27 protein-coding genes and 1 pseudogene are annotated in these 26,281 nt (G+C 60.1%); 16 read left to right on the top strand and 12 right to left on the bottom strand.

From position 1 onward, the window contains the following. The 6 genes from ASF09_RS19590 to ASF09_RS04295 all read left to right on the top strand — a co-directional run. A partial coding sequence (locus ASF09_RS19590; protein WP_162237222.1) for an ATP-grasp domain-containing protein occupies positions 1-837 on the top strand: 837 nt, incomplete at its 5' end. A 32-nt stretch (positions 838-869) separates the two neighbouring features. Next, positions 870-1,985 (top strand): MFS transporter, encoded by a 1,116-nt coding sequence (locus tag ASF09_RS19595; protein ID WP_268795605.1) that lies wholly within the window; start codon positions 870-872, stop codon positions 1,983-1,985. Continuing rightward, on the top strand, positions 1,982-3,136 hold the full coding sequence (locus ASF09_RS19600) for an ATP-grasp domain-containing protein (RefSeq protein WP_082444064.1): 1,155 nt from the start codon (positions 1,982-1,984) through the stop codon (positions 3,134-3,136). The genes ASF09_RS19595 and ASF09_RS19600 overlap by 4 nt, the downstream gene beginning before the upstream one ends. Next, on the top strand, positions 3,133-4,137 hold the full coding sequence (locus tag ASF09_RS19605; protein WP_082444065.1) for an ATP-grasp domain-containing protein: 1,005 nt from the start codon (positions 3,133-3,135) through the stop codon (positions 4,135-4,137). The genes ASF09_RS19600 and ASF09_RS19605 overlap by 4 nt, the downstream gene beginning before the upstream one ends. A gap of 550 nt (positions 4,138-4,687) precedes the next feature. Then, positions 4,688-4,957, top strand: a complete 270-nt coding sequence (locus ASF09_RS04290) for an HU family DNA-binding protein (protein ID WP_060525057.1) — start codon at positions 4,688-4,690, stop codon at positions 4,955-4,957. Between the two features lie 80 nt (positions 4,958-5,037). Next, positions 5,038-5,247 (top strand): hypothetical protein, encoded by a 210-nt coding sequence (locus ASF09_RS04295; protein ID WP_156359206.1) that lies wholly within the window; start codon positions 5,038-5,040, stop codon positions 5,245-5,247. Between the two features lie 4 nt (positions 5,248-5,251). Here the strand turns inward: ASF09_RS04295 and ASF09_RS04300 are convergent, their stop codons facing one another. Together ASF09_RS04300 and ASF09_RS04305 are read right to left on the bottom strand one after the other, a co-directional pair. Further along, complete coding sequence (locus ASF09_RS04300) at positions 5,252-5,518, bottom strand: Txe/YoeB family addiction module toxin (protein WP_060525061.1); 267 nt, start codon at positions 5,516-5,518, stop codon at positions 5,252-5,254. Next, a complete protein-coding gene (locus ASF09_RS04305) occupies positions 5,515-5,778 on the bottom strand; it encodes a type II toxin-antitoxin system Phd/YefM family antitoxin (protein ID WP_060525063.1) in 264 nt (87 codons plus the stop codon). The genes ASF09_RS04300 and ASF09_RS04305 overlap by 4 nt, the downstream gene beginning before the upstream one ends. A gap of 67 nt (positions 5,779-5,845) precedes the next feature. Here ASF09_RS04305 and dcm point away from each other — a divergent pair, with 67 nt between their 5' ends. From dcm to ASF09_RS19610, 3 genes are read left to right on the top strand one after another with little or no spacing between them, the layout of a single operon-like run. Then, positions 5,846-7,234, top strand: a complete 1,389-nt coding sequence (dcm, locus tag ASF09_RS04310; protein ID WP_200912516.1) for a DNA (cytosine-5-)-methyltransferase — start codon at positions 5,846-5,848, stop codon at positions 7,232-7,234. Next, a complete protein-coding gene (locus ASF09_RS04315) occupies positions 7,224-7,694 on the top strand; it encodes a very short patch repair endonuclease (protein ID WP_235529603.1) in 471 nt (156 codons plus the stop codon). Before dcm ends, ASF09_RS04315 begins: the two co-directional genes overlap by 11 nt. Then, entirely contained in the window at positions 7,687-8,925 is a 1,239-nt protein-coding gene (locus ASF09_RS19610) for a type II restriction endonuclease (protein WP_200912517.1), read from the top strand. The genes ASF09_RS04315 and ASF09_RS19610 overlap by 8 nt, the downstream gene beginning before the upstream one ends. A 6-nt stretch (positions 8,926-8,931) precedes the next feature. Here ASF09_RS19610 and ASF09_RS04325 read toward each other — a convergent pair whose 3' ends face one another. From ASF09_RS04325 to ASF09_RS04345, 4 genes are all read right to left on the bottom strand, one after another. Beyond that, positions 8,932-9,690 carry an HNH endonuclease gene (locus ASF09_RS04325; protein WP_082444068.1) on the bottom strand — a complete coding sequence of 253 codons (759 nt, stop codon included), beginning with the start codon at positions 9,688-9,690 and terminating at the stop codon, positions 8,932-8,934. A gap of 38 nt (positions 9,691-9,728) precedes the next feature. Then, positions 9,729-10,823, bottom strand: coding sequence for a response regulator (locus ASF09_RS04330; RefSeq protein WP_060525067.1), 1,095 nt, complete (start codon positions 10,821-10,823; stop codon positions 9,729-9,731). Further along, positions 10,813-13,449, bottom strand: coding sequence for a sensor histidine kinase (locus ASF09_RS04335; protein ID WP_162237223.1), 2,637 nt, complete (start codon positions 13,447-13,449; stop codon positions 10,813-10,815). Before ASF09_RS04335 ends, ASF09_RS04330 begins: the two co-directional genes overlap by 11 nt. A 466-nt stretch (positions 13,450-13,915) precedes the next feature. Beyond that, positions 13,916-14,479, bottom strand: coding sequence for a recombinase family protein (locus tag ASF09_RS04345; protein ID WP_060525116.1), 564 nt, complete (start codon positions 14,477-14,479; stop codon positions 13,916-13,918). A gap of 1,568 nt (positions 14,480-16,047) precedes the next feature. On the opposite strand from ASF09_RS04345, the gene ASF09_RS04350 reads away from it, so the two are divergent. The 6 genes from ASF09_RS04350 (at position 16,048) to ASF09_RS04375 (ending at position 20,342) form a co-directional block, all read left to right on the top strand. Beyond that, positions 16,048-16,338, top strand: a complete 291-nt coding sequence (locus ASF09_RS04350) for a hypothetical protein (RefSeq protein ID WP_060525073.1) — start codon at positions 16,048-16,050, stop codon at positions 16,336-16,338. A 177-nt stretch (positions 16,339-16,515) separates the two neighbouring features. Further along, positions 16,516-17,286, top strand: coding sequence for a hypothetical protein (locus ASF09_RS04355; RefSeq protein ID WP_156359207.1), 771 nt, complete (start codon positions 16,516-16,518; stop codon positions 17,284-17,286). Positions 17,287-17,705: 419 nt separating this feature from the next. Next, positions 17,706-18,341: a hypothetical protein gene (locus ASF09_RS04360; protein WP_060525077.1), complete on the top strand. Its 636-nt coding sequence runs from the start codon at positions 17,706-17,708 to the stop codon at positions 18,339-18,341. A 65-nt stretch (positions 18,342-18,406) separates the two neighbouring features. Then, positions 18,407-19,060 carry a ParA family protein gene (locus tag ASF09_RS04365; protein ID WP_060525079.1) on the top strand — a complete coding sequence of 218 codons (654 nt, stop codon included), beginning with the start codon at positions 18,407-18,409 and terminating at the stop codon, positions 19,058-19,060. Further along, entirely contained in the window at positions 19,057-19,392 is a 336-nt protein-coding gene (locus ASF09_RS04370; RefSeq protein ID WP_235529604.1) for a hypothetical protein, read from the top strand. The genes ASF09_RS04365 and ASF09_RS04370 overlap by 4 nt, the downstream gene beginning before the upstream one ends. Next, the gene (locus ASF09_RS04375) at positions 19,389-20,342 is read left to right on the top strand and encodes a replication initiator protein A (protein WP_060525083.1); all 954 of its coding nucleotides are present in this window, start codon (positions 19,389-19,391) and stop codon (positions 20,340-20,342) included. Before ASF09_RS04370 ends, ASF09_RS04375 begins: the two co-directional genes overlap by 4 nt. A 561-nt stretch (positions 20,343-20,903) precedes the next feature. Here ASF09_RS04375 and ASF09_RS04380 read toward each other — a convergent pair. Genes ASF09_RS04380 through ASF09_RS04400 form a run of 6 tightly spaced genes read right to left on the bottom strand, consistent with a single transcriptional unit; the run spans position 20,904 to position 23,141 of the window. Then, positions 20,904-21,344 carry an antitoxin VbhA family protein gene (locus ASF09_RS04380; protein WP_060525085.1) on the bottom strand — a complete coding sequence of 147 codons (441 nt, stop codon included), beginning with the start codon at positions 21,342-21,344 and terminating at the stop codon, positions 20,904-20,906. Beyond that, positions 21,337-21,513 (bottom strand): conjugal transfer protein TraD, encoded by a 177-nt coding sequence (locus tag ASF09_RS20115; protein ID WP_156359208.1) that lies wholly within the window; start codon positions 21,511-21,513, stop codon positions 21,337-21,339. Before ASF09_RS20115 ends, ASF09_RS04380 begins: the two co-directional genes overlap by 8 nt. After that, positions 21,510-22,190 carry a hypothetical protein gene (locus ASF09_RS04385; protein WP_060525093.1) on the bottom strand — a complete coding sequence of 227 codons (681 nt, stop codon included), beginning with the start codon at positions 22,188-22,190 and terminating at the stop codon, positions 21,510-21,512. The genes ASF09_RS20115 and ASF09_RS04385 overlap by 4 nt, the downstream gene beginning before the upstream one ends. Positions 22,191-22,202: 12 nt before the next feature. Then, positions 22,203-22,421: a conjugal transfer protein TraD gene (locus ASF09_RS04390; protein WP_060525117.1), complete on the bottom strand. Its 219-nt coding sequence runs from the start codon at positions 22,419-22,421 to the stop codon at positions 22,203-22,205. Positions 22,422-22,437: 16 nt separating this feature from the next. Then, complete coding sequence (locus tag ASF09_RS04395) at positions 22,438-22,764, bottom strand: conjugal transfer protein TraD (RefSeq protein ID WP_060525095.1); 327 nt, start codon at positions 22,762-22,764, stop codon at positions 22,438-22,440. Positions 22,765-22,772: 8 nt separating this feature from the next. After that, on the bottom strand, positions 22,773-23,141 hold the full coding sequence (locus tag ASF09_RS04400; protein ID WP_060525097.1) for a hypothetical protein: 369 nt from the start codon (positions 23,139-23,141) through the stop codon (positions 22,773-22,775). Positions 23,142-23,313: 172 nt separating this feature from the next. Here ASF09_RS04400 and traA point away from each other — a divergent pair. Beyond that, positions 23,314-26,228, top strand: a pseudogene (gene traA / locus ASF09_RS04405) (Ti-type conjugative transfer relaxase TraA). Positions 26,229-26,281 lie beyond the last annotated feature (53 nt).

Raw genomic sequence — 26,281 nt, forward strand, 5'->3', positions numbered from 1 at the left:
CTGCTGCGCGATAAGGAATGGGTTCAGAAGCAGACCCGATCAATCGAATTAGCTGATAAACCCAAGTACCCACGTATAATCAAGCCCCGCAGTGGTACCGGATCGATGGGAATCCATTTCGTTGATAGCGCAGAGGAAAGCAAACGACTCCTAGATTCGTTCGCTAATGCGGATGACTATATTTCTGAGCCGTTCCATAGAGGGCCTTTATATTCTGCCGAACTGTGGAGTGATGGACAGTCATTCCGGTTCTTTGGCGTCACAAATCGGATTATGACTGATCCCCCGCTTTTTCTTGAGAGGGTCAAGACCTTTCCACATGAGGCTGGATCCCCGTGGGAAAAACTAGTGAAGAATTGGTCGAGGAAAATCGTCGAAGATCTAGATTATAATCTCGGACTCGCGCATATCGAATTTATTGAAACAAAAAAGGGCTTTCAGTTAGTCGAAATAAATAGTCGATTAGCGGGAGCACTAATAACACCCGCAATTGACTGTTGCACCAACTACGATCCGTATGCTTTAGCCGTTGCGGACGCATTATGTGTCATTCCGAACGAATTGCCAAAGCGCCGGGAAATATCGGGCGGCCATAGTCACGTCACAATCTATGCTAACCGAACAGGACGGCTTGAATCTATTGATGGGACGACAATGCTATCGTCTTATCCCGGCAGGCCTACGTGGCTCGCATCAAAGCATCGTGGCGCCGATATTACCGACTTAACGTCTTGGCGAGCCCGTCTGGGTCATGTCTATGCAACTGGTCCCTCACCGGCAATCGCTCAAGACCGAGCTATCGCTGCTGCAAGTGCCATCAGGTTTACAATTGAGTGATTACCATTCGCTCTGAACGAACACTCTTAGCGGTGGTCGTCATGTCCGGTGTGACCACATTCATGCTTTACCCACTACTTACATTGGAGCTAATTCGCCGCGGCGAGAATGTCTTTCATATAGGTGTGATATTAGGACTACTTTCAGGGGTTGGACAGATATCAGCCACCGTTATTGGGCGTGCCAATGCAAAGTGGGGATCAAAGCGCTTAGCTGTCACCGGATTGATATTCCGCGGCGCCGGACTCTTGGTGTTTGCCTTCCACGTTGAATCGGCAGTGTATATGGCAGCGGCAACTCTTGCGAGCATCGGGAGCAGTGCGACTGGCTTGGCTATCAAGACTGAGTTGATGAGATCATCGACGTCGAGGCGGACTGTGACACTTCGTTCAATGATGGTGAATATCGGGGCGTTCATAGGCCCATCAATAGGGGGATCTTTGTTTTTAACTAATGCATTTGGTAACATAATAATTGCCTCTCTAGCATCGTATCTCTTGATCGCCTTCTTAATCTGCTTGATCCGGTTTCATGAACCGGAATTGACATCAGTCAATGAGCATATAGCGACGTTCAGGATGATCGGCGATAGATCATACATTCTTTTGGTGATCGGCGTATTCAGCTATTGGTCCTTATACGCATTATGGCCCCTAGTCGTCCCATTTATAGCTTTGAGGGCATTTCAAACACCAGTTGCGTCTACATGGTTATACACAGCAAACGCTGGCCTAATAATATCATTCCAATATCTTTTAGTAGTAAAATTATTAAGTAAACTACGGTCCAGCCAAATACTTGCGACTGGCTTCGCTATATTGCTCTTTTGCTTTTTGCCTCTTGTAATGTCCCCCGGCCCGGTTTCAGTCGTACTATTTATAACGTTATTTAGTGTTGGTGAAATGCTAGTAAGTCCAACGTTAGATGAGGTGACGACACGAATATCGACTAATAAACATGGTTTGTCTCAGGCGTTCGGCCTGAATGCATCGGTCGCTGGTGTTGCATTACTGATCGGTGCACCAATTGGCGGTGCGATTATCGCCTTATCTCAAAATACGGTTGGTATTGTGTTGTTCGGGATACCTTTGGCACTAACAGGAATTCTTGTTGCAGTATTACTTGGCCGGCAGGAGATGGCGCTATGATCGTGTACACACTTTCTTCGCGGGCCGCCGTTATTGAGGCGGCAAAAAAAGCAGGAGTAGTAGTGGTTCCAGTGGGACCACAAAGCATACTTGAAAAGCTACCATTAACTGAACGCTATATTGAGGTCAGCGATCAATTGAATCCGCTCCAAGTGACGCGTGCTTTGATTGCCGATGGAGTAAAGCACGGTGATCCGGAATGCATTTGCATAGGACTTGGCGACGATACGTCACAAGTGGCAGCACTTGTTAACGTCGGATTGAGCCTTGGTAATAACAGATTCGCTTCATTCACATCGTTAGAGTTAATGCGGGACAAGCTAGCCCTGAGGGCGCGGCTGGGGGTAGAATCTAGTCTAAACGGCCGCTTTGAACGCGTTGAGAATAAGCACCAAATAAGGCATCTACTTAAGGAATTCCCGAAGGGTATCGTACTTAAGCCATTAGATGGATCGGGCAGTCGCGGCGTCGTGATCATAAAAGATGAATCCGAAATCCCGGATATGAATCCGAATATTGTACTTTTATTGGAAGAGTACTTCTGTGGACCTGAGTTCTCTGTGGAGACTATCAGCTGGAATGGAAAGCATCATCCTCTAGTCGTTACTGCAAAGAAGTTAGGAGGCAGCACCGGGGTAGTGGAGGTTGGCCAAAGGCAGCCGGCTTATATATCCGGTGTCGAAACTGCTAAACTTTTTTCAGCTGCGGAGATTGTCTTGAATGCCGCAGACTATCAATACGGTCTGTCGCACATCGAGTTTATTCTGCAGGATGGTGAACCACGTCTTGTCGAGGCCCATGGCCGAGTCGGTGGCGATCGTATCTCGGACTTGATGCACTGGACGATCGGAATGAGTGCCTTTGAGATACTTTTTAGATCTTATAATAACAACGTCGTTCCTTCTACTAATCCATCAGGCCTTGAGGCTGCGATTACCTTTTTTGATCTTAGTATATGGCAGGATACCGATAGCGCTTGGAAAAAGCAGATTGCTAAAATCAAAGATGTCAAGGAAGTGGAAATTCTTCGGAATATAGGTGACCGCCTTGATGTCCGATCGTCCGCCGACCGTCATGCCCATGTGGTATTAGCCGGTACGTCATTAAACTATCCTCTTAGACAACTAAAGACTTATGGGAGCTTGTTATGAAAATACTCATCCTCACTATCCAAACGGATCAATATAAACCGGTTAATAACTTTTACGTTCCACGTTCGCTTATCGAACTCGGTCACGAGGTAACACTTGGTGATGTTGATACTCTTATGATGTTTGACAACGTTATCCATGTAAAGGCCGGAATATTCACCGGCGGTGTGATTGGCGACAGGCATGTTGCTATGGAGGTTGTCACCTCCTGTGAGGACTTCGATCTGATCTGGATTCTAGACTATGCTCATCCTTCGCGTGAGCGTGAATTCTTTCAAATCCTTTGGGTGCTTGAACGACGTGTACCTTTCGTTAATCGGCCATCTTCAATGTTTTTTCTTAACAACAAAATCGGTGTACTTGGTCTTGAGGCGAGTAAACACTTTGCACCAACTAATCTCCTTCTTAATCAAGAGATTGTATCAGATATCGTTGCGCGGGAGCCTGGGAGCACGTGGGTACTCAAGCCGGCAAATTCTGGGTGCGGTATCGATGTTTACATGATTAAGGAGAGTGATCCGAACTGTGGTTCGCTCATTCAGTCTGCGACTGGTAATATCTATCAGAAATACGAAATGTATACTCGGGAGGGTTGGGGTCGAGCAGAGAAATACACTATACTTCAAAAATTTATACCGGGTATGCAAGAGAGAGAGAACCGCGTTATTATAGCTGGTGGAAAGATTGTAGGTGGTTACAAAAAAACGGCTACAGGTAATGAGTTCAGAGGTAATATTACCACAGGTGGGGCACTAGGCGCTCTAAACATATCGCCTGAAGCACGTGAACTGTGCGTAGAGATAGGGCGTGAGCTTGCGACCTACGGAATCCATTATGCTGGGATTGACGTCGCCTATCCGTTTATCGTTGAATATAACCTAGTGAATCCAGGGGGCATCGGTCGTCAGATTGATGCGACTGGTGAGGATATCGGAATCGCGGCGTGTGAAGCCGCAGTGGGTGCGGCAATGCAGAGCGCTCGCCCGGCGATGTCTTTGTAAGCTGTTCTTTACTCGACTCCTGCCAGATCGAACCACAGAAAGGATCGCTAGCCCTATCGAACCTTTCTGTGGGTGTCTGTCCTCGGCTGTCATGAAAGCAAAGACCTCGCCGGTCGGGTGGAGGGGTTCGCGTTCGGCCGGTCATTTTTGCCCCGTTCAGCGTTTTCAGAATGGCATCGCCAAAGCCTATACCGCGTGCCCGAGAAGCGTTTTCCGCAGCGCCGCGGCAAACCGCCGAATTCACCGCGGCGGTCAACGTGGCAGAAGCGTACGCATCCGATAGAGGCGGCAGGTTGACGGCTCGTGGAGCCTGGCTGGCCTGTCAGTCCTTGCTGAGGAAGGACTCGAAACCTTCTTCGACCAACGTGCTTTGGAAGGCTGCATCATGGCTGAGTGCGCTTTCGACGTTCTTCATCCTGTGGTCCAACCGAAGCCCAATCGATGTTTGGGTCTACCTTTCTTCCAGCTCCGTATGCGTCCCCGACAGGCCTGTTTGTGTCGGCGCCGGGTCCGGCTAAGGTCTGCCTTTTTTTAAAAAGGGACCATCTGCATGAATATCGGTGAGCTTGCGAAGGGTGTGGCGGTTGTGACCGGCACGAACGAGGCCAGTGCCAAGGCAGCGATCACCGCGGTCTTCGACCAGATTGCGGGTGCGGCCGCAAAGGGAGAGGAGGTCTCCATTCCCGGCTTCGGCAAGTTTGCCGTCAAGGATCGTCCCGAGCGTCAGGGCCGTAACCCGGCGACGGGCGACGCGATTACGATCGCGGCGTCGAAGAAGGTGGCGTTCACGCCTGCGAAGGGCCTGAAGGACAAGCTCTGAGAATGCGATCGACTAATGACGATGACGAGTTGACCTCAGTTATCGGCCGGCTCAGGAGCGGGCACGACACCCTGCCTTTCATGACGCGCCTGTACCCGGCGACCGGGATGCATCTCTGCGTTATGCCCGCAGAGATGCAGGCGGTGCTGGAGGGCGCGCCGGATTACCGGCAACCTGATCCGGGCGAAGGACCGGTCTGGCTCCAGTTCGCCAGCGGTAACGACGCGGCTGAACTGGTAGTATATCGTGCCCGTACAGGTGATTTGTACATGGCTGCACCTGCCCTCTGACGGGTCAGTAGTGGAAGCGGCACTGGGCTACCTCGAGCTGCTGGTCAGGCACTTTGCCGGATACGCGATAAACGAGGCGATCATCCTCTGTCAGGCGGCGTGACCACCAGCCAGCGAGATCGCCTTTCAGGGGTTCGGGCTTTCCCCTGCCCTTGAAAGGGCTGCGCCGGCATTCGTTTATCAGATCGTTCAGCTTTGCAAAAACCTTGGGATCAGCGTTGATCCAGTGCTGGTATTGCTCCCAGCCAAGGTCCGAGAAGACGAGCTTCACGCTTCGGCCATCTCGATCAGTTCACGCTCGACACCCCTGCCGGCATCGAGCTGTGCGATCGATTCCCGCAGCGCGCGCGCGTTTGCAGGCGTGGACAACAGGTGCATCGTTTCGCGGATCGAGTTCCAGGCATCGAGCGACACCATCACGACCGGTTTTCCGTTTTTCCGCGTTACCACGACTTCCTCGTGGTCTTCCACGACCTGTTCCATCACATCCTTCAGGTTGGCCCTTGCATCGGTGTACGTAAGTACCTGCATTTTTGCCTCCATCTCTCTACCTATATGTACGCCTACCGGTACAACTACAAGTATGACGTTGGGGTGAATGCCAGTGGCCACGAGTTGGCCTGCCCCAGTCAAAAAGCGACGAACCGCTTATGCCAGCCTCCTTTTGTTCTTGTTACTAGGGAATCTTAGAGACAAGGTGGCACAAATCGTCCCAGAGGTGCCCGTGCGACAATCCATTTCCGACTTTTCCCGTCTCCGTACCAGCGCCGGTGTCAGCATCGATGCCTTTGCGGCCAGCTCGGGCTTCTCCCGGCGTACCGTCTATCGCTGGGAACGTGGTGAGGCCCCGCCCCGCAAGGCGGCAGTGCGGATGCTGGACACGCTGATCGCCGATCACCGGCAGGCGGCAGCGGGTGCAGGAAAATTTCGGTTCATCGACCTGTTTGCCGGCATCGGTGGCCTGCGCCGCGGCTTCGAAGAAATGGGCGAATGCGTTTTTACCAGCGAATGGGATAAATATTCGCAGGCAACCTATCTCGCGAATTATGAGTGCGATCATGAGGTCGCCGGCGACATCACCAAGGTGCCGGTGGAAAGCATCCCGGCGCACGACCTTTTGCTAGCGGGCTTTCCGTGTCAGCCCTTCTCGATCGCAGGGGTGTCGAAGAAGAACGCGCTGAACAGGCCGCACGGCTTCCTCGATGAGACGCAGGGCACGCTGTTTTTCAACGTCGCCAAGATCATCCAGCATCACCGGCCGCGGGCGTTCCTGCTGGAGAACGTCAAGAATCTGGTCAACCACGACAAGGGCCGGACGTTCGAGGTCATCCACCGCACGTTGACCGAGGAGCTGGGCTATCAGGTCCACTGGAAGGTCATCAACTCCAAGTCGTTCGTGCCCCAGCAGCGCGAGCGCATCTTCATCGTCGGTTTCCGCGACCCGAATGATTTTACCTTCGCCGATCTGGAACTGCCCGATCCGTTCGCCGGGCCGCGGCTGGGCACCATCCTGCATCCGGAGGACGGCACCGAGGAGCTGGACGCGCCCTATACCCGCGGCAATATCGCGTCGGTGTCGGAAAAGTACACGCTGACCGATCACCTGTGGCGCTACCTCCAAGGATATGCGGCCAAGCATAAGGCTGCCGGCAACGGGTTCGGGTTCGGGTTGGTCGGCCGCGGTGATATCGCCCGCACCCTATCGGCGCGCTACTACAAGGACGGATCGGAGATCCTCGTCGAGCAGAAGGGCAAGAACCCGCGCCGGCTTACACCGCGCGAGTGCGCCCGGCTGATGGGGTTCGACGAACCCGGCGGCCGGGACTTCATCATCCCCGTGTCCGACACCCAGGCCTATCGCCAGTTTGGCAACGCCGTCGTCGTACCGGTGGTAAAGGCCGTCGCCGCGCACATGATGCCGTGGCTGGTCGATGGCGCGAATGCGGAACCGGAGCAGCCGGAGCGGATCATGGCCCTTGCCGGGTGATGTAGTCGACGCGGCGACTCGCAGCCGGATGATGGCAGGGATCAGAGGGAAGGACACAAAGCCCGAGCTGGTCGTGCGGCGTGGCCTTCACGCGCTCGGTTTTCGATTTGTGCTTCACGATCGCCGCCTGCCCGGCAAGCCGGACATGGTACTGCCGCGCTGGCAAGCCGCGATCCTAGTACACGGCTGCTTCTGGCACGGGCATGACTGCCCGCTGTTCCGCTGGCCCGGCACGCGGCAGGATTTTTGGCGGCAGAAGATCGGCCGCAACCAGGAACGCGACGCCGAGGTGGAGGTGGCGCTTGACCATGCGGGCTGGCGCGTGCTGAAAATCTGGGAATGCTCGCTGAAGGGCACCGGGCGGCTCGGTATCGATCGCGTGGTACCGCTGGCGGCTGACTGGCTCCGTTCCGGCGAACGCGCCGGTGAGATCAGGGGGACGGTACGTGCCGGTGGGTGATCTTCTCGAATGGCTGGACGAGCATGGCGGGCCAGGTTTCACATGGTACGTGAAGCGGCTGTCGGGAAACGACACGCTGGCGAACGGGAGTCATCAGGCCGGACCCTATATTCCACGTCAGATCCTGTTCCGGGTGCTGCCTGCCCTCAACCGGCAGGACGTGAAGAACCCGGACGTGTGGTTCAATCTTTACGTGGATTCCCATGCCGATCACCGGCAGGTCCGGGCGGTCTGGTACAACAACCACTATCACGACACGACAGCGAAGCGCGGCCGTGACGAGACGCGGGTGACAAACTTCGGGGGCGGCGCTTCCGCACTCCTCGATCCGGAAAGCACCGGTGCCCTGACGGTGTTCGCGTTTGCCGCGGCCGATCCGGCAGCGGTGCCCGAATGCCATGTCTGGGTATGCCGGCATGAAACCGAAGAGGATCTGGTCGAGGATCGCGTCGGGCCGGTCGAACCCGGCAAGTGGTTGCTGTGGCCCCCGGCGCAGGGTGGCCTGTTCCCGGCCGATGCCCGGCCCGTCGTGCGGACGAGCTGCTGGCTGGGTGATGACGAGATACCCGATGCGTGGCGGCTGAAGTTCCCCACGGGTGCCGATATCATCCGCAAGGCGGTCGAGCTGCGCGACGACAGCAGCCTCGATCCCGATCGCCGGCTGATCCGCCGCCGGGAATGCGAGTATGAGATATTCCGCAGCGTGGAGCAGGCGATCGAGCTGCCGCACATCATGGCGGGTTTCACGAATATCGACGGCTTCATCGCCCGCGCGCAGACCATCCTCCAGCGTCGCAAGGCCAGGTCCGGGCATTCGCTGGAGCTGCACGCCCGCGCGATCTTCCTCGAGGAGCGGCTGGTCGAGGGCACCCACTTCGTGCACCAGCCGGTTTCCGAGGACGGGAAGACGCCCGACTTCCTGTTCCCGTCTGTCGCTTCCTACCGTGATCCCGCCTTCCCGGCCGACCGGTTGCGGATGCTGGCGGTGAAGACGACGTGCCGCGACCGCTGGCGGCAAATCCTGAATGAGGCCGATCGCATCCCGATGAAGCACCTGCTGACGTTGCAGGAAGGCGTGTCAGAAACGCAGTTTCGCGAGATGACGAATGCAGGCGTGCAGCTTGTGGTGCCGGCCGGACTGGCCGATGCGTTTCCCAAGGATGTGCGCCCTCACCTCCAGTCGTTGGAAAGTTTCATCGGTGACGTCCGCCTCCTCGGGATCGGCGTCTGATCCTGCCTATTGACTGAACGCGCGTGGGTAGAGGCTGGAAACTGCCTCCTGCCGCGCCGACTTGGCCGAGTTACACGGCTCGCAGAGCAGCTGAAGGTTCGTTACGTCATTCGGCCCGAACCGCGCCAGCGGCACTATGTGGTCGTATCGTTCTGTCTCCAGCCGGTTGATAACGGCAGCGAGGCTCCGCTTGCATGAGCGGCACTCACCATGATCCCGGTGAAACACTGCCCGGCGCGCCCAGACGGGAATGTTCACGCGCCGCAGGGTGCCGGTCGAGGTCCGGTGATCCTCTCCAAAGCCGGATTGCTCAATGTATCCGGCACAAAGAGCATTGAACCTTTGCAGGAAAATGAGATCCGCGAACAGGATGTGGAAGACCTCGTCGGACAGCTCATCTATAGCTCGATAGAATCTTTCGCTCTCGTTCGCGAACGTCCAGAAAGATTCCTCATCGGCAAGCACGTCATCATCAAACGCTACATCGAAGATTTCAAAGAACCGCCGTATCAATACGGCCTCTCCGATGTCGCTGTCGATCTCATCCGTGACGACATCAAGAGCAATATCGTGGATGAGCGAATGCAGGTTGGTGTATCGCTGGAACGGCCTCATCAGGCTCTCGGCGCGCATGTCTCCCAGAATGTCCTCGATGCCGCGCGCGTAGAGCATCGGAGATGAGACGATATTGAATACGGCATTCGCGACGTAATAAACGCTGAACCCGCGTGCCCTGAAATAATCGCTCTCGCGCGGTGACCGCATATACAAAGTCCCGTTTGGCCGTCCAGCCGACCACCCGACTACATAAAGTGCTTCACGTCGATGTTCGGCTGACCCGTCCGGCTGATATAGGCACCAAATCGCTGGGTCAGGTTGCCTAGGAACGGCGCTGATACCGATGCCTTGCGATTGCCGAGGCTCGCGGTCACCTCGGCCAGCGGCTTCGTCATCAGCTTCGTGAACTGCACCATAAGCGGCTGGTTCCCGCCGGGAAGGGCCGGCAGGAAGTGGCACGCTGGCTCCTTCTGGTTGATGAGATTGCGGAAATAGCTGCTCCGCTTGTCGACCTGTTCCGGCGTTGCTTCGCGCAGCTTTGCGACGTTGGCATCCCACTCGGAGAGGCAGTCGGGATCACAGAAGGCGAGCAGCACGTTTTTCGTTTTGCCGGTCGCCATGTCGCACTGGGGTGTCAAAACAACCCAGTGGCCGCCCTCCAGCTCGAAAATGTCACCGGTCTGGGCGCGTTCGGGTTCGAGGGATGGGCTGATATAGCACTCGAACGGGTGCCACCCGCCTCCCTGCTCCAGACCAAGCAACTCGCCCATGAGGTTGACGTACTGGCGTGTGACGATCCGGACGAGCTTGCCGCCATCGTCGCCTGCGGCGGCGGATATCGTACCCCATTGCGGCCACATGCGCCTGACGAACACGTCTGCGGCGAGACCCTGCATGTGCTTCCTGGCGGCAGCCAGCGCCTCCATCATGTCCCACAGGCCCGCGAACCAAGCGATTGCATTGGCATAGGAATCGCCATCGCCCTTGTCGAAGATGCGGACCGTATCGGATTCATCCAACTCGTCGGCCAGATCGTCACGCAGGCCCGTGATGATACCGACCGGAATGCCGTTCTCGTGCAGGCCGATCCGGGCCAGCTCGTTGCCGGACGGCTTCTCGCGCGGTCCACCATCCGGGTCGGGCAGGCGGAGATCGAACAGCGCACAATCGAACCTGTAATTCGCCAGCGCCTCCTTCGCTGAGGGAAAGTCGTCGCAGGTCTGGACGATGAACCTGCGCCCCTCCGCTTCGTGTTCGTGATTCCAGTCATCGACGACCGTCCTGAACAGATCCCGTTGCTGCGGCTTGTCCTCGACGAACAGGACTCGCTTATCTCCCACCCTGCTTCTCCCTGTACGCCGGGAAGCGGATCACGAACCGCGCTCCTCCCGTGAATTCGCGATCATAGCCCAGCGAGGCGTCGGAGCGTGCCAGTGCCTCGCGCGCAATGTTAAGACCCCAGCCGGTGCCCTCGTCCTTGAGCGTGAAGCCCACCTCGAAAATCTGGTCGATGAACTCGTCAGGCACGCCGGGGCCGTTGTCCTCGATCAGCACGAGAAGATCGTCACCGGCCTTGGCCATCGAGATTGTGATGGCCGGCTGTGCGGTACGGGTCTGTTCCAGCCAGTGAACGGCATTGCCGACCAGATTGACGATGGCGGTGCTGAGATCCCCTTTGTACCCGATGGCCTCACTGACCTTCTCCGGGTTGAGGAACGTCACGGGAATGTTGTGGCTGTCGAAGACCGCCGCGGCGTCTCTGACGACGTTTACCGGATTGAAGATAGACGGCGGAGGGCGCTTGCCGCCGGACAGGGGGCGCAGGCTCGCGATCAGGCCACGCAGCTTTTCCCCGCTCTCCGCGACAAGACCCAGCTTATCGGGATATTGCCTCTTTATGTCGTCCGATCGCGGGCCGTTGGTGAACAGCGCGCTGTAGCTGCGAACGAGCCATGCGCCCGTCTGGGCGACATAGTTGGCGTGAGGACCGCCTTCGTGCAGTACTTCGCCGATGATCGCGCCGAGCGACGATTTGGCTTCGAGCACACGCTGGCGTTCCTCTATCTGGGCGATCCTGTCGCGGAGTGACGCTTCCTGCTCGTCGATCACCGCCAGCGCGTGTTCGCGCTCCCCTTCGGGCAAGCCCTTTACCAGCGCGCGTATCTTGTTGAGTTCGCCGAGCTTCCGGATTTCCTCGAACGACGTCGTGTTGCGGCGGGCGATGCCGGCATCTTCGCGGAACCGCTGCCGCCGTGGCTCGACCACCTGCGCCAGAAGTTCGCGGATAAGGCGCGCAAGGCGTACGAAAGCAGCGTTCTGCTCGAAGCCCTCTCGGCTGCTCTTCTCGATCAGCGAGGACGTTTCCTGCGTCTCGACGCTGAGATATCCGGCGATCTGGTTCTGGCCGATCCGCAGCGATGGATCCTGGACCCTTCGGGTATCAAGGGTCAGCCAGTCGTTGGCAGCATCGCCGTAGGGCCGGATACGAAAGCCGTCCCGATAGATGGCGATCCCGGCGACCTCGTCCAGAATCTGCCGGGCCTGCTTGGCCGTGACGTCCCCCATGCCCGCCTTCTGCATGGTCGCCTTGATGATATCGGTTTCGCGATCGAAAACGTAGAAGCGGACATCGACCTGCCCGCAGCTTTCCTCGTCCTGCCTGAGCGGCACCTGTAGCCGTATCGCCTCCGGCCCCTGATTGGCCCGCTTGATCTGCATCGTGCCGTGGAACGTGCCGGCATCGTCGAAATGGCCGTCGACTTCGTAGTCACACGCGGTCAGCAGGGGGAAGGGTATGACCTCAAACACGGACAGAGGATCGTCCGATGGGACTTCGGCCGTCCCCATCAGGGCCAGCCCGTCAAAACCGCAGGTGGCGTCGGTACAATCGGAGATGTCGAGATAAATCCTGAATCCCTCGTCCTCACCAGCGGTGTGAATCGGCGAGATGAGCTTTCGCAATTCCAGCAACAGCCGCGACATTTTCGCAGCGGACCACGCCTCGTTTAACCCCACGATCTCGATGGTCGTACCTGTTGCCCCGGTCGTTGGCTGGGACAGGAAATCGATCCGGATATCGGACAGGTAGGTGTCCCCGTTGAAGACCGACCAGTCGATGCGTGGGATCAGCACCTCGATCCGTTCGCCGGCCCGTTCGCTGATCGTCGTCAGCTCCATAATCCGGCCCAGCTTGGCGGCGGCGAAGCGACCGATACCCTTTGAGCCGAGCATGACCCTGTTTTTCCGGGGCGATCGGCGATTGGCCGTTTTCGAGGAGGTTGCGGGTTCCATCCATTTGTCTTGGATGTCAGAAACCGTCATGCCGTGCCCGTCATCCGTCACGGTGATGCGACCGGCACCAGGTTGCAGCGGCGGGATGAACTTCACGACGACCCGGGAGGCGTCGGCGTCATAGGCATTCTTGACCAGTTCGATCACGGCAGCTTCGGGACCGCTGATAAGCTGGTCGCCTATCGTCCGGATTATGCGCGCGCGCGGACGAAACTGAATGCTCTGGTCGGAAGCGGGCATTTGATTGGAAGCGGGCGCCGGACTGGACGGGACCGCGATGGCTTGGTCGGTAGGGCTCCTGCCGGCCACTGCAACCTGATCGGGCGCCACCTCGCTCGCTTTGGCAACATAAACCCGCGAGCCTATATTACCGATGACCAGCTCATCGCCTTCATCGGACCACGACACAATGCCGCGACCCATCCTTATTTCAGGATCACGGCCAGAACCCTCTCGTCGCGAACCATAATAAGATGTGGCAAGAGGAAGATGCTCTTCTCCCAGCACTTCCAGCCCAATGAGATTATGATCTTCTGCGTTTCCCGGAAGGTGTCCTGCCGCCGCCAGCGCTGCCTGTTGCTCTTTCGTGGGCAGATAGGCGCCCTTTGACCTGTCGGTCGCCGTAACGCGCTTCAGGCCGTAATTGTCAAAAATATCCGACCAGTCATTTGCCATCAGTGGCTTTTGCCCATTCATAACCTGCGCCCGGCTCAGGCGCATCGCAGTCTGACCCCGCCCCCTCCACTTGCCAAGGGTTGAATGCCGCGGTTGCGGGGTCGTTATCGTTCGTAGCTGGCGCGAAGGGTAGACATGCGGGTTCGTCCATGTGGAACGGCACCGTTGCCATCGACCACCACCACTTCCAGATCGTCAGTCAGGCCATACACCCTACCGCGTAGCCACTCTGTGACCGACATCGTTCCTGGCGCCGCTCTTTGATAGTTATACGAACCCAGATCGTTACCAGAGGGGGTCCTGATTACGATCCTGACCTCCTCTTTCTCATAGATACGGTGTTCCAATTCCCATACCGTCATAATCGCCTCCAACCCACTAGAGAGAGGTTGATGGCATACTAATATAGATCTTAATAGGCCCTTATTATGGCATTGCTGGCTTGAAGAGGCCTTCGCGTTGCGTATCAAAAATTAGCGGAGGTGCCCGAAAGCACCCGATAGAGGGTGGCATGGTGGCACTTGAGCAGCTTGGCGGCTTCCCGGACGGACGTGCCCTCCCCGACCAAGCGATGCCCAAGCGCGATCTGATCGGGGGTGAGTTTCGGGGGGCGGCCGAAGCGGACCCCCCTTGCCTTTGCGGCTACCCGGCCGCTGCTGGTGCGCTGTTGGATCAGCTCGCGCTCGAACTCGGCGATGCCGGCGAATACCGTCAGTACCATACGGCCGGCGGGCGAGGTCGTGTCCGCCCAAGGCTCGGCCAATGACCGGAGGCCTGCCCCGACCTCCTTCAGCCTCTCGGCGATATCGAGAAGATCCCTTGTCGATCGTGCGAGCCGATCGAGCCGCGTCACCACGATCGTGTCCTCCTCGCGAAGCTGCTCGATCATCTTCCCCAACTCGGGCCGGTCGCGCTTCGCGCCTGACACTTTCTCCTCGAACGTGCGGCGGCAGCCGGCGTCCTTTAGCGCTGCGCGTTGCAGCCGCAGATCCTGATCGTCGGTTGAGACGCGCGCATAGCCAATAAGCATGTCGCAAATGTGCATCGAAAGGCCGGTCTTTAGCAACCGACTTTCGCGACACTGCCAGCCTTGGAGAACCATCGCTCACCTGACTGTCGCAAAACTTAGCATTTACGCGACACGTCTGTGCTGAGTACCCCGGAGTGACCGACATTTGGCTTTGGCAAATGTGGGGTCTAGCTTCGTTCAATGCCGCGAAGTTTTGCTAATGCGTCTGCGCTCCACTGCACGTCTCGCGACCATTCTCTCTCGGCGATCTGGTGGCGTTCCATACTCGAAAGCACGAATAGGCCAGCGGCTTGCAGAATATAAAGTAGGGGGCGGGAAAACCCTAACCTCCCTGACATCGGCGGATTTCTGCGGTTTATGGCCCAACCTTTTCCCTAACATTACTATAATCAGATTATAACCAATGACCCTGATAATCCCGGCTTGAAAAATCGTTTGTTTTCAATGGGATTAGGTTTTCGGCTTGAAAAGGTTAGGCCTGGTGAGGGTCGGAACCTAATCAATATATCTCGCTATCGCAGGCGCTTAGGCGGCAGACGCCGGTCAGGTTAGGGAGATTAGGGTTTTCCCGTGTGGTAGGATGGCCTGACGGGAGAGCGCGGTCGCCCAACGCGACAGATGCGGTCAATTCCGGCGCGACCTCATGACATCAAAGGCGGCGGCGACGGCACGTCGGCGCGATGTCGAATATCTGCATGTAGGTGCAGCAATCTGCATCCATCCGAGGCGCTCGAGAACGCTCACAAGGGCTAGGTTTTTGCCGGGCTGCAGGAGATCCGCGAACTGCATCCAAAGCCACCTAAAAAGCTCGCGGGCGAGGCGGGGGTTCTTGCGCGGTATTTGGGGTAACGAGACGAAAGAGCCACGATGCGGGCTACGACGGGTCGGCCGGGGTGAGGGGATCGATCCGACACGCGGGGCCGGGGTGCCAGTGCGGCTGGGGTCCCGGGGCCTTGCCCAAACGCCCCTCGACCGCCACTCCCCACAGGCTGCACCCGGCACCCCCGGAAGTGCACCAAACTGCACCCACGCCTCGCCGGCTCTAAACGCCGCGCGGCCTAGGACATGGGCCGGCTTCCGGCCGGTCTGGGATTGCACCTTTTGCGACACAGAAAGTACGCGGGCGAGGCGGGAGGAAAAGCGTGTTTCTTGGGGGTGGCAAGTTCCGGGGGGCGGCAGGCGCCGAGCGCTTGAATGTCGACGACTGGAGATCCAATGGGCACAGCTAACTGCGTCGTTTCTGAAAGCGGCCATTCCGCTGTCCACCAACCCGGCCATTCCCGAAACTCGATCGTTTTCGAGAAAGCATCTAGCGGGTAGCTCGCCAGGAAAAGCCCCTTGCAGTACACGACTTGGCACCATGCCAGTGTCGCAAAAGTGGCAACATTCGAGACGTCTGAAACTTAGCATTTCCGCGACAAGCCCACGTCAGCCTTCGCCCACAAAGGAACGTTCGACTCCAGTGGGTGCACGGCCCCTGTATCGACGTGGACGAAACTATCGTGCGGGTATAGGCGACGTGGGCCCGCTGGGAATCGGGGGATTATAATGCATGGCATGAGGGCGGCGTGACGGAGCTGACACGCGAACTTGAGACGGTGCTGGCGGCTGTCCGGGCTGGCCATGACGTAGTGCCGTTCATGGGTCGGCTGCTTTCGTCCGCAGAGACGCGTCTTGCCCCCCTCCCCGACGATATGATGATTCTGCTTTCCGCATCACCGGACTTCCAGCCGCTCGATCCGGGGGCAAGCCCGACGTGGTTTCAGGTTGCGGCCGAAGAGGATCGCAGCGCCGAGCTGGTAGTGTACCGCGCGCGGACGGACGATCGGCACTACGTCGTCGCGCCATCGTCCCCTTAACTGCGGCGAGGTCGTTCGCTAACGTCCGGCGTGCTTTGTCTTCACCCTCATTGCCCGGCCGCACCAAACCCGCTGAGTTGGCAGCAGTTAGTCGATAATCCTGCCCTTGGCTTGCAGGCCGGGACCAGAGCCGCGGCGGCGACGTGGCTGAACACGCATTTTTCCACCGGCCCTACAATGCCGGCAAGTCCGGTGCTGAACCTGCTATCCCCGTGGCAGGCGCAGCAGATACCTATGCCCAAGGCAGCGTTTGATCGGCTTCTGAGGGTGTGCCCCTGCCTCTACAATCAGATCAAGATACCCGCGTCCGCAAGGGCCATTGTTCACTTCTGCGAGCTTACCCTTGGCACGCCTATCACGTCAGCAAATGTGCATGACGCCTTCCTCATACAGCATCCGCATAAGGGGCCAGGCTTTAACCCGGGTCCGGTTATGCCGTGCGGAGCTGGCGGGGCGATCATGGAATCGCTTTGCAGCGAGGTTCTGACCAGCTGCGGTATTCCTGCCATGTTCACCGACGCTTCGGGATGGCCGGTCTGGGAAATGCCGGGCCATGTTCTCATGAATAGCGGCAAGATGGCATCCTTGCAGGCGCTGGGCGATATTCTGATACCCTGCGCCCCGACCAACCTGGTGATATCGATCAAGAGTGAGGTCGCGCGCGAGAGGCTGTTGTATTCCGCCAATTCGATCGAAGGCGTCGGTTTCGGCTTCTTCAAGGAGCCGGAGGAGTTCTGGACCAGCTCCAGGATGAGCCTTTACAAGCGTATGGGTTTCTCGGCGATCTATATGCCCGATATGACCCACGCGGCAGTGATAAACCACGTTTTGGCAGCGGGCGATGCGCGTCACGCTGTCAACATCAACGGAACAGACCTGTACCGACCGCTTTCGGTCTTTGGCGACGACATGAAACGGGTCGTTGGACGATCTAGTGCCCTGCTCTGACGCTCACTGAATAAGCTACTAAGCTACTAAACGAATAAGCCAATAAGCCAATAAGCCAATAAGCAGAATTGCGCGTCCGTCCCGGATCTCGCTCTATCTCCGCTTCGCTCCGATCGAGCCGCTTGCAGGGTCTCGCCCTATGCGGGTAACGATCGCTCGCGCGGGCGTGCGCGGGCACGCCCAACGACAGACGCCGGCAACGCCGGCGGCGTAGGTCTGCCGGGAAGGGAAAGGGGAGCGCCGCCCCCCCTTTCCCAGCAACGGCAATCAGCCGGGCCGTGGCTCCTCCGCTTCGCTCCGTGCGCCCGCACCAACCCGGCAGATTCCCGCTGCCCCCTCACCCTCCGCTGTTCGCCACGAGGCAGGGCCGATGGCCAAGGGCCATCGCCCGAGGGCGATGCAAGGAAGGAAAACGGGACATGGACCGCGATGATCGCGAGAGCTGGCTGAACCGGGTGGCGATCGGCATGGTACCGCTCTTTGAGGCATTGGACGCCCCCCTGCCCTCCCGCGTACGCGTCGCGATCGGCTTCACCAGCCGCGGCGCGCGAGGCCGCGCAATCGGTGAGTGCTGGGACAACCGTTGCAGCGGTGACGGCCATTTCGAAATCTTTATTCGGCCCGACCTAGCGCACGCCCCTGACGCCATGCCGGCGCAGATCGCAGCGATTCTCGCGCATGAGTTGGTCCACGCCGCAGTCGGTATACCGGCGGGGCATGGGAAAGCGTTTAAACGGGTTGCTGTAGGACTTGGGCTGGTCGGGAAGATGACTGCAACCACGCCGGGCGATGCCTTCCTCGCGGCGATTGCTCCCATCATCGTGGCCGCAGGCCCCCTCCCCCATGCCCGGCTCGACACCGGTAGCGAGACGACGCGGCCTAGGAAGCAGGCGGCACGGTTGCTCAAATGCGAATGTGCAACGTGCGGCTACACCGTGAGGACCGCCCGCAAATGGCTGGAGGAAGTCGGAGCGCCGCTATGTCCGGCCGAGGGGCACGGCGCTATGCGTCACGATCCACTCCGCGGCGACGACGATCCCGAGGCCGATGACTAAGCCACTTTACGACTAAGCGGCTAAGCGGCATAAGTCGCTTAGCCGCTTAGTAGGGAGTAGCAGCTATGCAGGTTTGGGCGATCATCGCGCAGAAGGGCGGGCAGTCCAAGACCACGCTGTCGACCGGCTTTGCGGTCGAGGCGGCGAGGGAAGGGGCGTCCGTCGTGATCCTTGATGCCGACGACCGGCAGGGATCGGCCCTCTACTGGTCGGAGCGTCGCGGCGACGACGACGTGACGGTGAAAGACAGCAGCGTTGCCGGGCTGCCGCTTCACGTCTCGCGGGGGCGCAGCAGCGGCAAAATCGACCTTATCATCATCGACACGCCGGCGAACTCCAAAGACATTGCCATGCTCGCGGCCGAGCAGGCGGATTTCGTCATCATTCCCGTCGCGCCGCGTGGACTGGACGTCCATTCGGTCTTGCAGACGGTCAAGCAGGTGCAGCAGGCCGGCACGCCGTTCGCTGTCATCCTTACGCAGGTTCCGCATCAAGGCGGGGAGGGGCAGGAGGCAAGCGCCGGCTTTGCAGCCAAGGGCGTGACGCTGTTCGATAGCCGGCTCCACTACCGCAAGGACTTCTACAAGGCGACGCCGATGGGGCGCACCGCGGCCGAGACGGAGCCTGACAGCAAGGCGGCTGCCGAGCTGCGCGCCAGCTACGCAGAGGCTAAGCGACTAAGCGGCTTTACGACTAAGCCAGTAAGCGAGGCAGCATGATGGCGCGCAAACCCTCCGCGCTCGCCGGCATCTTCGATGACGAGCCCGAGGAGCCGGCACCGGCTCCCGCCGCTGACACCGCGCACGAACCACGCGCGGCAGCGTCTCCGCGCCGATCGCGGCGCACGCCCGAAGCGCCGGCCAGCGGCGGACAGGCACGGCGCAGCAGTCATCCCGGCAAGAAGCCGGTGCTGATTCACATTCCCGAGGACATGCACCGCGCACTGCGTCAACTCAGCGTGGAGGAGGGTGGGGAACCGCTCACCGTCATCACCGAACGCCTGCTCCGCCAGTATCTGGTGAAGCGGGGTCACACCAAGTTCGCGCCATGAGCAAGCGCCGCGACCCCAACCCCGAGTTCGACCTGTTCATCCCGGCGCTGGGTGACCTTCCGCTTCGCGATCAGCGCGAGGTCATGGAGCGGCCGTTCTTCTCGCTCCAGAAGCGCAAGCGGTTGAAGCCGATCGAGTATAAAAGCCCGGACGGCGAGGCGTGGGTCCGCGTTCAGGCGATCCCCGATTATGGCATGGCGACGATATGGGATGCCGATATTCTCATATGGGCGGCGTCCACACTCAATCGCATGAAGCAGCAGGGCCTGAACGACCTGCCGCGCACGTTGAGGACGACGCCGTACGACCTGTTGCGGGCAATCAAGCGCAGCACCGGGGGCCGGGACTATCAGGAGCTGCAAGCCGCGCTGCTACGGCTTCAGACCACATCCATCACGACCTCGATCCGGGCGACGAAGCGCCGGCAAAAGGCCGGCTTCAACTGGCTGGACAGCTGGACGTTCGATACTGACGCTGACACCGAGCAGCCGCGCGGAATGACGCTGACCCTTTCCGATTGGGTTTACGAGGGGATCGTCAACGAGAAGTCGCTGCTCACCATGCACCCCGACTATTTCCTCCTGTCCGGCGGGCTGGAGCGGGCGCTGTATCGCATCGCGCGCAAGCATGTCGGCGCGCAGCAGGGCGGGTGGCTGTGCCGGGTCGAGGTGTTACGTGACAAGACCGGAAGCGACGCCCAGCCCAAGGAATTCAATCGCATGCTCCGGCGTGTGATCGAGGCTGACCACCTGCCTGACTACGCGATGGAGATGGCCGAGACAGTCGACAGGAGTCCGGCGGTAAAGTTCCGGCGGCGCGGTGAGATCGAGGCGCTGGCGCTCGCCGAACGAATGCGGGCGGAAGAGGAACGGCGCAGCCGCTTCGATGCCGATCGCCGACGCACCGAGGAAGTCGATGCCCGCATGGATAAGCTCGCCGCTCGCCGCTGACTGTCGGGGTATCACCCACCGCAAGACTAACTATCGGGGTTTCACCCACCGAACAGAGTCGACCTACGACCACATCGCGCCCAGATTGAGGCCGCAGGAGTCGACAGGTTGTGGATAACCGGCATGGGCAGGCAGTTTTGGGATTGCCGGACTCGGGGTATCACCCACTATTGCTTCGGGGGATCACCCACCGTGCTGTCGGGGTATCACCCACCGAATCACGGGGTATCACCCACCAAGCAGTTTAGCAGGCCACTGAAAATGAAGCGAAGATTCCGCTTTTTGGACCTCTTAACCTTCTTAACGATTCCTATTTAACAGAATCTCTTAACTTCGGCGCACGCCATCAAACGAAGCAGAAGGGACAAACGGAATTGCCCTTTCGGGCAATACGCGTTCATTGCGTGCCGGCTATCGCCGTCACAGAAGCGGCCTAACGGCCGCAAGCTTCCGTGAGAAGCCCGGCGGATCAGGTGGTGTGTGCCTGTCGGCGTAGCGCTCGTTGAAAGGGCTGGGTGAGGCAATACCCCAACTCACTATTCGCCTGAGGGGTGTGTGGAATCACACCGGATCAAACCGCCCGGCAAACTCGCGATCGGCATAATAGCGCAGCTTGCCGGCGATGATAGGCCGCTGACCGGCGAGGAACAGGAGCTGGCGATCGGGACTGAGCGTGCGGACCTCATCGGGAGTGAGCAGCGCGCGGCCGACATGCTGCTGACCGAAGCCGATCCCGGACCCTTCGGCATCGAACGCCCGGCTCATCGTCTCGAACACCACCGTCTCCTGCCCGAGCAGATCGGAGACGAGGTGGGCGCTTTCCCGGTCGTTGACGCCGAACACCTGAAGGACACCGGCGTTGGACAGGTCACCGGCGATATAGCGGCGGTTCAACGCCTCGATTTCAGGCGACAGTCCGCCCCCGGACAGTTTCACGCTGCCACGGGCGAAATCGACCGCCTGCTGGCGAGCCATACGTTCTTCGTCGGACAGTTCAGGCATCGGTCTTGCTCCCTTCCGCTTCGCTATCGAAGGCGCCGTCCCGTCGTTTCCGGAGCGCGAGGGTGTCGTCGACCGTCCCGCTCCGCGCCTTGCCGACCAGTTCCAGCAGCGCGCCGTAGATCGTCGCGCGATCGCCGTCCACGATCATCCCGGGCGTGCGCTCCATCATGGTACGTCCGGCATATTCGCGACGCCGTCCGCCATCGAGCGGGCGAACCCTCGCAGGACGCCGACATGACGGACGAAAGCGGCGCGATCGAGCACGATCTGGTCGCCCAGCGCCGGCAGCGCCTGTCTGGCGGTGGAGGCGGTGGCGAGGCGGTTCAATGCTCGCTGGTTGAAGACCGGGATGCCGTGTGCGCAGAGGTTTCGGATCGTGACCGCCTCCACCACGCCGCGGCGCCCGCCCTTGAAGTCCGACCATTTGTGGCCGCCCAGCTTCAGGATGGTCGCGCCCCATGTCTCGACCGGCATGCCCGTGATCCAGTGTTCGGCCGCTTGATCGATCGGCGCTGCCGCATCAAGGCCGGTGAAGGCCGTGCGCGGGATGCCCTTGCTGGAATGCAACGTCTCGGCCAGTTCGCGGCCGAGATCCTCGACCAGCGCGACATAGGAGGGGAACAGTACCCGGTAGAGCTGCTGTCCGTCGTTGAGGACGGCAGTGAAATCGGTCAGGTCGCACTTGAAGTTGGAGCCGGCGGGATCGGTGATGACCAGCGGTGCGGAGGACGCGATCGGGAAGCCGTTCACATAGGTCCGGTAGGACGCCAGTGCCATTTCGCAGGCCAGACGGAATCGCGTCAGATCGCGCCATCGATCCCACATGCCATAGCGAACCCACACCATCGCAATTCCCCCTTATGTCGTCGTTTCCGCTTCCGCATCGAATGCTCGTTTGCCCCGCCGTTTCCAGAGCGCGAGGGTATCTCCGGCATCGTTGCTCCGCACCTTGCCGACCAGCTCCAGCAGCGCGCCGTAGATGGCCGCGCGATCGTCACCGGCGAGATCGACCAGTCCGGCCTTCTGCACGAGGCCGCCCAGCTCGATCAGGTGACGGGTACGCTCGCGGCGTTGCACGACCCAGCCCTGCGTATCAGCCCGGCGTCGCGCCGCTTCCGCCCGCAGCGTCGCCGCCCGGTTCAATCGCAGCGCCCGGTCCGTTGATTGCAGCAGCGTCGCCACCTTTACGCCCGCGCCGCTGAAAAAAGGCAGCGCCCTTTGCGCGCCATGCCTCCTTCGCGTCGGCATCCTTCGATCCGATCGCATCTAGCAGGACGCCGGCAGGGGTTTCCGCGTCGAGCGCATCGGCTCCGGTTGCGGTGACGAGCTGACCGAGTTGTTCGATCCGCTTCGCCTTGAGCGAGCGGGCCTTGTCGTTCAGCGCGCGCAGTTCCGCGTCGTAATCTCTGACCTTGCGCATGACAGAGCTCAGATCAGTGCGAATACGAGATGCAGGATCGCCGCTGTCTGTGCGATCGTATGCGGTCCGTCGATTCGGCCCAGCACGGTATTCGAGGCGCCTTCGGTGATCTTGCCACCTTGGATTGCGGCGACCTGGGTGTTGGACGTGCTGCGATACACCTTGCCGTTTTCGATGCGGGCAAGCTGGGTATTGCTCGTGCCCTGGAGTACCTTCACGCCATCGATCCTGAGAAGCTGCGTGTTCGAGCTGCCACGATAGACTTTGTTGACGTCGATCCGTGCGATCTGGGTATTGGTGGTCCCTTCGTTCAGCTTCATTCCATCCAGCGTTGCAAGCACCTTGTTACTGCTGCCTTCATATACTTTCGTAGCCATCGATCATTCCCAAGTGGATTGTCGACGATAAATCTAGCGTGCCGGATCAGTGGAGGGAAGCCTGTCACGTCATAAACGGGCTCAAGTCAATCACTAGGAGCGAAGCGAGTTGTGAGTGCGCGCTTATACGTCGTTGCCGACGTGCGCTCAGAAGTGTAGAAGACGCGACGTCATGGCGATCTACCATTTCTCCGCCAAGGTCATCAGCCGCGCGAAGGGATCGAGCGCCGTTGCTGCGGCTGCGTATCGCTCTGCTTCCGAACTGTTCGATAACCGTCTGGAACGGCATCACAACTTCTCGAACAAGACCGGCGTTGTTCACTCCGAAGTGATGTTGCCCGAAGGCGCGCCCGAACGGTTGCAGGATCGCACGACGCTGTGGAACGAGGTTGAGGCAGCGGAGAAACGCAAGGACGCGCAACTCGCCCGGGAGATCGAGTTTTCGATTCCACGCGAGATGAACCGCGAACAAGGCATCTCGCTCGCGCGCGATTTCGTGAAACGCGAGTTTGTCGACCGCGGCATGGTCGCCGACCTAAATGTGCATTGGGACAAGGCGGAGGACGGCACGCCCAAGCCGCACGCACATGTCATGCTTGCGATGCGCGACGTGGGGCCGGACGGCTTCGGGAAGAAGAACCGCGACTGGAACTCGACCGAGCTTTTGAAGGACTGGCGCGAGGCGTGGAGCGCCCACGTCAACGAGCGCATGGCCGAGCTTGGGCTTGAGGGTCGCGTCGACCATCGCAGTTACGAGGCGCAGGGCATCGCGCTGGAGCCGCAGCACAAGGTCGGACCTGCAGCATCGCGCAGACCGGAGCAGGGACTTGAGGCGGAGCGGATCGAGGATCACACGCGCATCGCCCGCGATAACGGCGCGAAGATCATCGCCGATCCCAAAATCGCGCTGGACGCGATCACGCGCAGCCAAGCGACGTTCACCACCCGCGACCTTGCGACGTTCGCGTTCCGGCACAGCGATGGCAAGGAGCAGTTCGACCAGGTGATGGGGGCGGTGCGCGCCAGCCCCGAACTGGTCGCATTGGGGAGGGACGGCCGCGACCAAGAGCGGTTCACCAGCCGCGACATGATCGCGGTGGAGAACCGGCTTGAGCGCGCGAGCGACGAGCTGGCGGGGCGCGACGGACATGGTGTCGCCGATCGGCATCGTGACGCGGCGATCGGCGCAGCCGAGGGGCGAGGGCTTGTCCTGTCGGGCGAGCAGCGCGACGCCTTCGATCATGTCACCGGCGCCAGTGGGCTGGTGTCTGTCGTCGGCTATGCCGGTTCGGGCAAATCGGCGATGCTCGGCGTCGCGCGTGAGGCATGGGAGGGGCAGGGCTACACGGTGCGCGGTGCGGCGCTGTCGGGCATCGCGGCCGAGAATCTTGAGGGCGGGTCCGGTATCCGGTCCCGCACCATCGCCAGTCTCGAACACGCATGGGGGCAGGGGCGCGAGCAGCTAGGCCCGCGTGACGTGCTGGTGGTGGACGAGGCGGGTATGATTGGTTCGCGCCAGATGGAGCGTGTGTTGAGCCAGGCGCGCGATGCCGGGGCCAAGGTCGTCATGGTCGGCGATCCCGAGCAGTTGCAGGCGATCGAGGCGGGCGCTGCGTTCCGCAGCGTCACCGAGCGCCACGGCGCAGCCGAGATCACCGAGATCAGGCGGCACGCGAGGACTGGCAGCGTGACGCCACGCGTGCGCTGGCGACCGGGCGCACCGGCGAGGCGATCCACGCCTATGACGGCAGGGGCATGGTTCACGCGGCCGACACGCGCGAGCAGGCGCGGAGCGAACTGGTGGACGGTTGGGATCGCGCGCGTCAGGCCGAGCCGGGCAAGAGCCGGATCATCCTCACCCACACCAACGCCGAGGTGCAGAGCCTCAATGGCGAGGCGCGCGACCGGTTACGCGCATCCGGCGACCTCGGCGACGACGTGACGGTGAAGGCCGAACGCGGCGAGCGGCAGTTCGCGACCGGCGACCGCATCATGTTCCTGCGCAACGAGCGCGGCATGAGGGTGAAGAACGGTACGCTGGCGACGATCGAGCGGGTATCGCCCGAGGGCATGGCGGTGCGGCTCGATGACGGGCGCAGCGTCGCGTTCGACCTGAAGGATTACGCCCATGTCGATCATGGCTACGCGGCGACGTTCCACAAATCGCAGGGCGTGACGGTCGGTCGCGCGCATATCCTCGCCACCCCCGGCATGGACCGCCACAGCGCCTATGTCGGCATGTCGCGGCACCGCGACGATGTGCAGCTCCATTATGGCCGCGACGACTTCGCCGACCAGCGCCAGCTCGTCCGCGCCCTGTCCCGCGACCGGGGCAAGGATATGGCCGGCGACTATGCAGTCCCTGAGCAGGACCAGGCCCGCGCGTTCGCCGATCGACGCGAGATCCGGTTCCCGGAACGCGCGCGCCAGGTGGTCGAGAAGGTCCGTGCGAAAACGCGGGGCATGTTCGACGGCTTCCGGCCGAAACCGGCAGCGGAGCGGCCGATGTCGCCGGAGCGCAACGCGGTCGACCGCCCGCTTCCGCCCTCGCAGGCCAAGGCGATCGAGCGTTATGCGCGCGCCGGTGCCGATATCGGCCGAATGCTCGAGAAGGGGTTGCCGGTGTTGGCGCACCAGGAACAGGCTTGGGCGAATGCAGGCGATGCGCTCGACCAGATCCGGGCCTATGCCGCACGTGATCTCGCATCGGCGCTGGCGCGCGATCCCAAGCTGATCGAGCAGGCAGCCAGGGGTAACACCAGCGGCGCGGCGAAGGCGATGGAGACGGAGCGCCAGGTCCGCATCGATCCGGAGAAGCGCGCGGGCCGGTTCATGGAGCAGTGGCAGACTATGAAGGAAGAGCGCGCCAGCATGGAGCGTGCCGGCGACCACGCGGGTGCGGAGAAGATCGGCAAGCGCATGGAGAGCATTGCGGGCGGACTGCATCGCGACCCGCAACTCGAATCCGTGTTGCAGCGACGCGCCCCCGAACTGGTGTTGAGTATGGAGCGGAGCCGGTCGATCGGGCAGGAATTGGCGCAGTCGGTCGCGATCGAGCGTGACCGCGATCGTGGCATGAGCCGGTAGGATGAGCATGGACGACGATATGCAGGAAGGCGGCGATCCGGCGGAGGCGTTCG

The organism is Sphingomonas sp. Leaf242 (genome assembly GCF_001422045.1).
Classification (GTDB): Bacteria; Pseudomonadota; Alphaproteobacteria; order Sphingomonadales; family Sphingomonadaceae; genus Sphingomonas.

What these genes read in the sequence shown, in the direction of transcription:
- ASF09_RS04375 (WP_060525083.1), top strand. Translation starts at nt 19,389, where the DNA reads ATGAGCAAGCGCCGCGACCCCAACCCCGAGTTCGACCTGTTCATCCCG.
- ASF09_RS04400 (WP_060525097.1), bottom strand. Translation starts at nt 23,141, where the DNA reads ATGGCTACGAAAGTATATGAAGGCAGCAGTAACAAGGTGCTTGCAACG.
- dcm (WP_200912516.1), top strand. Translation starts at nt 5,846, where the DNA reads ATGCCAGTGGCCACGAGTTGGCCTGCCCCAGTCAAAAAGCGACGAACC.
- ASF09_RS19605 (WP_082444065.1), top strand. Translation starts at nt 3,133, where the DNA reads ATGAAAATACTCATCCTCACTATCCAAACGGATCAATATAAACCGGTT.
- ASF09_RS04290 (WP_060525057.1), top strand. Translation starts at nt 4,688, where the DNA reads ATGAATATCGGTGAGCTTGCGAAGGGTGTGGCGGTTGTGACCGGCACG.
- ASF09_RS04385 (WP_060525093.1), bottom strand. Translation starts at nt 22,190, where the DNA reads ATGGTGTGGGTTCGCTATGGCATGTGGGATCGATGGCGCGATCTGACG.
- ASF09_RS20115 (WP_156359208.1), bottom strand. Translation starts at nt 21,513, where the DNA reads ATGATGGAGCGCACGCCCGGGATGATCGTGGACGGCGATCGCGCGACG.
- ASF09_RS04370 (WP_235529604.1), top strand. Translation starts at nt 19,057, where the DNA reads ATGATGGCGCGCAAACCCTCCGCGCTCGCCGGCATCTTCGATGACGAG.
- ASF09_RS04365 (WP_060525079.1), top strand. Translation starts at nt 18,407, where the DNA reads ATGCAGGTTTGGGCGATCATCGCGCAGAAGGGCGGGCAGTCCAAGACC.
- ASF09_RS04345 (WP_060525116.1), bottom strand. Translation starts at nt 14,479, where the DNA reads ATGCTTATTGGCTATGCGCGCGTCTCAACCGACGATCAGGATCTGCGG.
- ASF09_RS04360 (WP_060525077.1), top strand. Translation starts at nt 17,706, where the DNA reads ATGGACCGCGATGATCGCGAGAGCTGGCTGAACCGGGTGGCGATCGGC.
- ASF09_RS04395 (WP_060525095.1), bottom strand. Translation starts at nt 22,764, where the DNA reads ATGCGCAAGGTCAGAGATTACGACGCGGAACTGCGCGCGCTGAACGAC.
- ASF09_RS04325 (WP_082444068.1), bottom strand. Translation starts at nt 9,690, where the DNA reads ATGCGGTCACCGCGCGAGAGCGATTATTTCAGGGCACGCGGGTTCAGC.
- ASF09_RS04295 (WP_156359206.1), top strand. Translation starts at nt 5,038, where the DNA reads ATGACGCGCCTGTACCCGGCGACCGGGATGCATCTCTGCGTTATGCCC.
- ASF09_RS04305 (WP_060525063.1), bottom strand. Translation starts at nt 5,778, where the DNA reads ATGCAGGTACTTACGTACACCGATGCAAGGGCCAACCTGAAGGATGTG.
- ASF09_RS04355 (WP_156359207.1), top strand. Translation starts at nt 16,516, where the DNA reads ATGCCGGCAAGTCCGGTGCTGAACCTGCTATCCCCGTGGCAGGCGCAG.
- ASF09_RS04335 (WP_162237223.1), bottom strand. Translation starts at nt 13,449, where the DNA reads ATGGCAAATGACTGGTCGGATATTTTTGACAATTACGGCCTGAAGCGC.
- ASF09_RS19600 (WP_082444064.1), top strand. Translation starts at nt 1,982, where the DNA reads ATGATCGTGTACACACTTTCTTCGCGGGCCGCCGTTATTGAGGCGGCA.
- ASF09_RS04380 (WP_060525085.1), bottom strand. Translation starts at nt 21,344, where the DNA reads ATGCCTGAACTGTCCGACGAAGAACGTATGGCTCGCCAGCAGGCGGTC.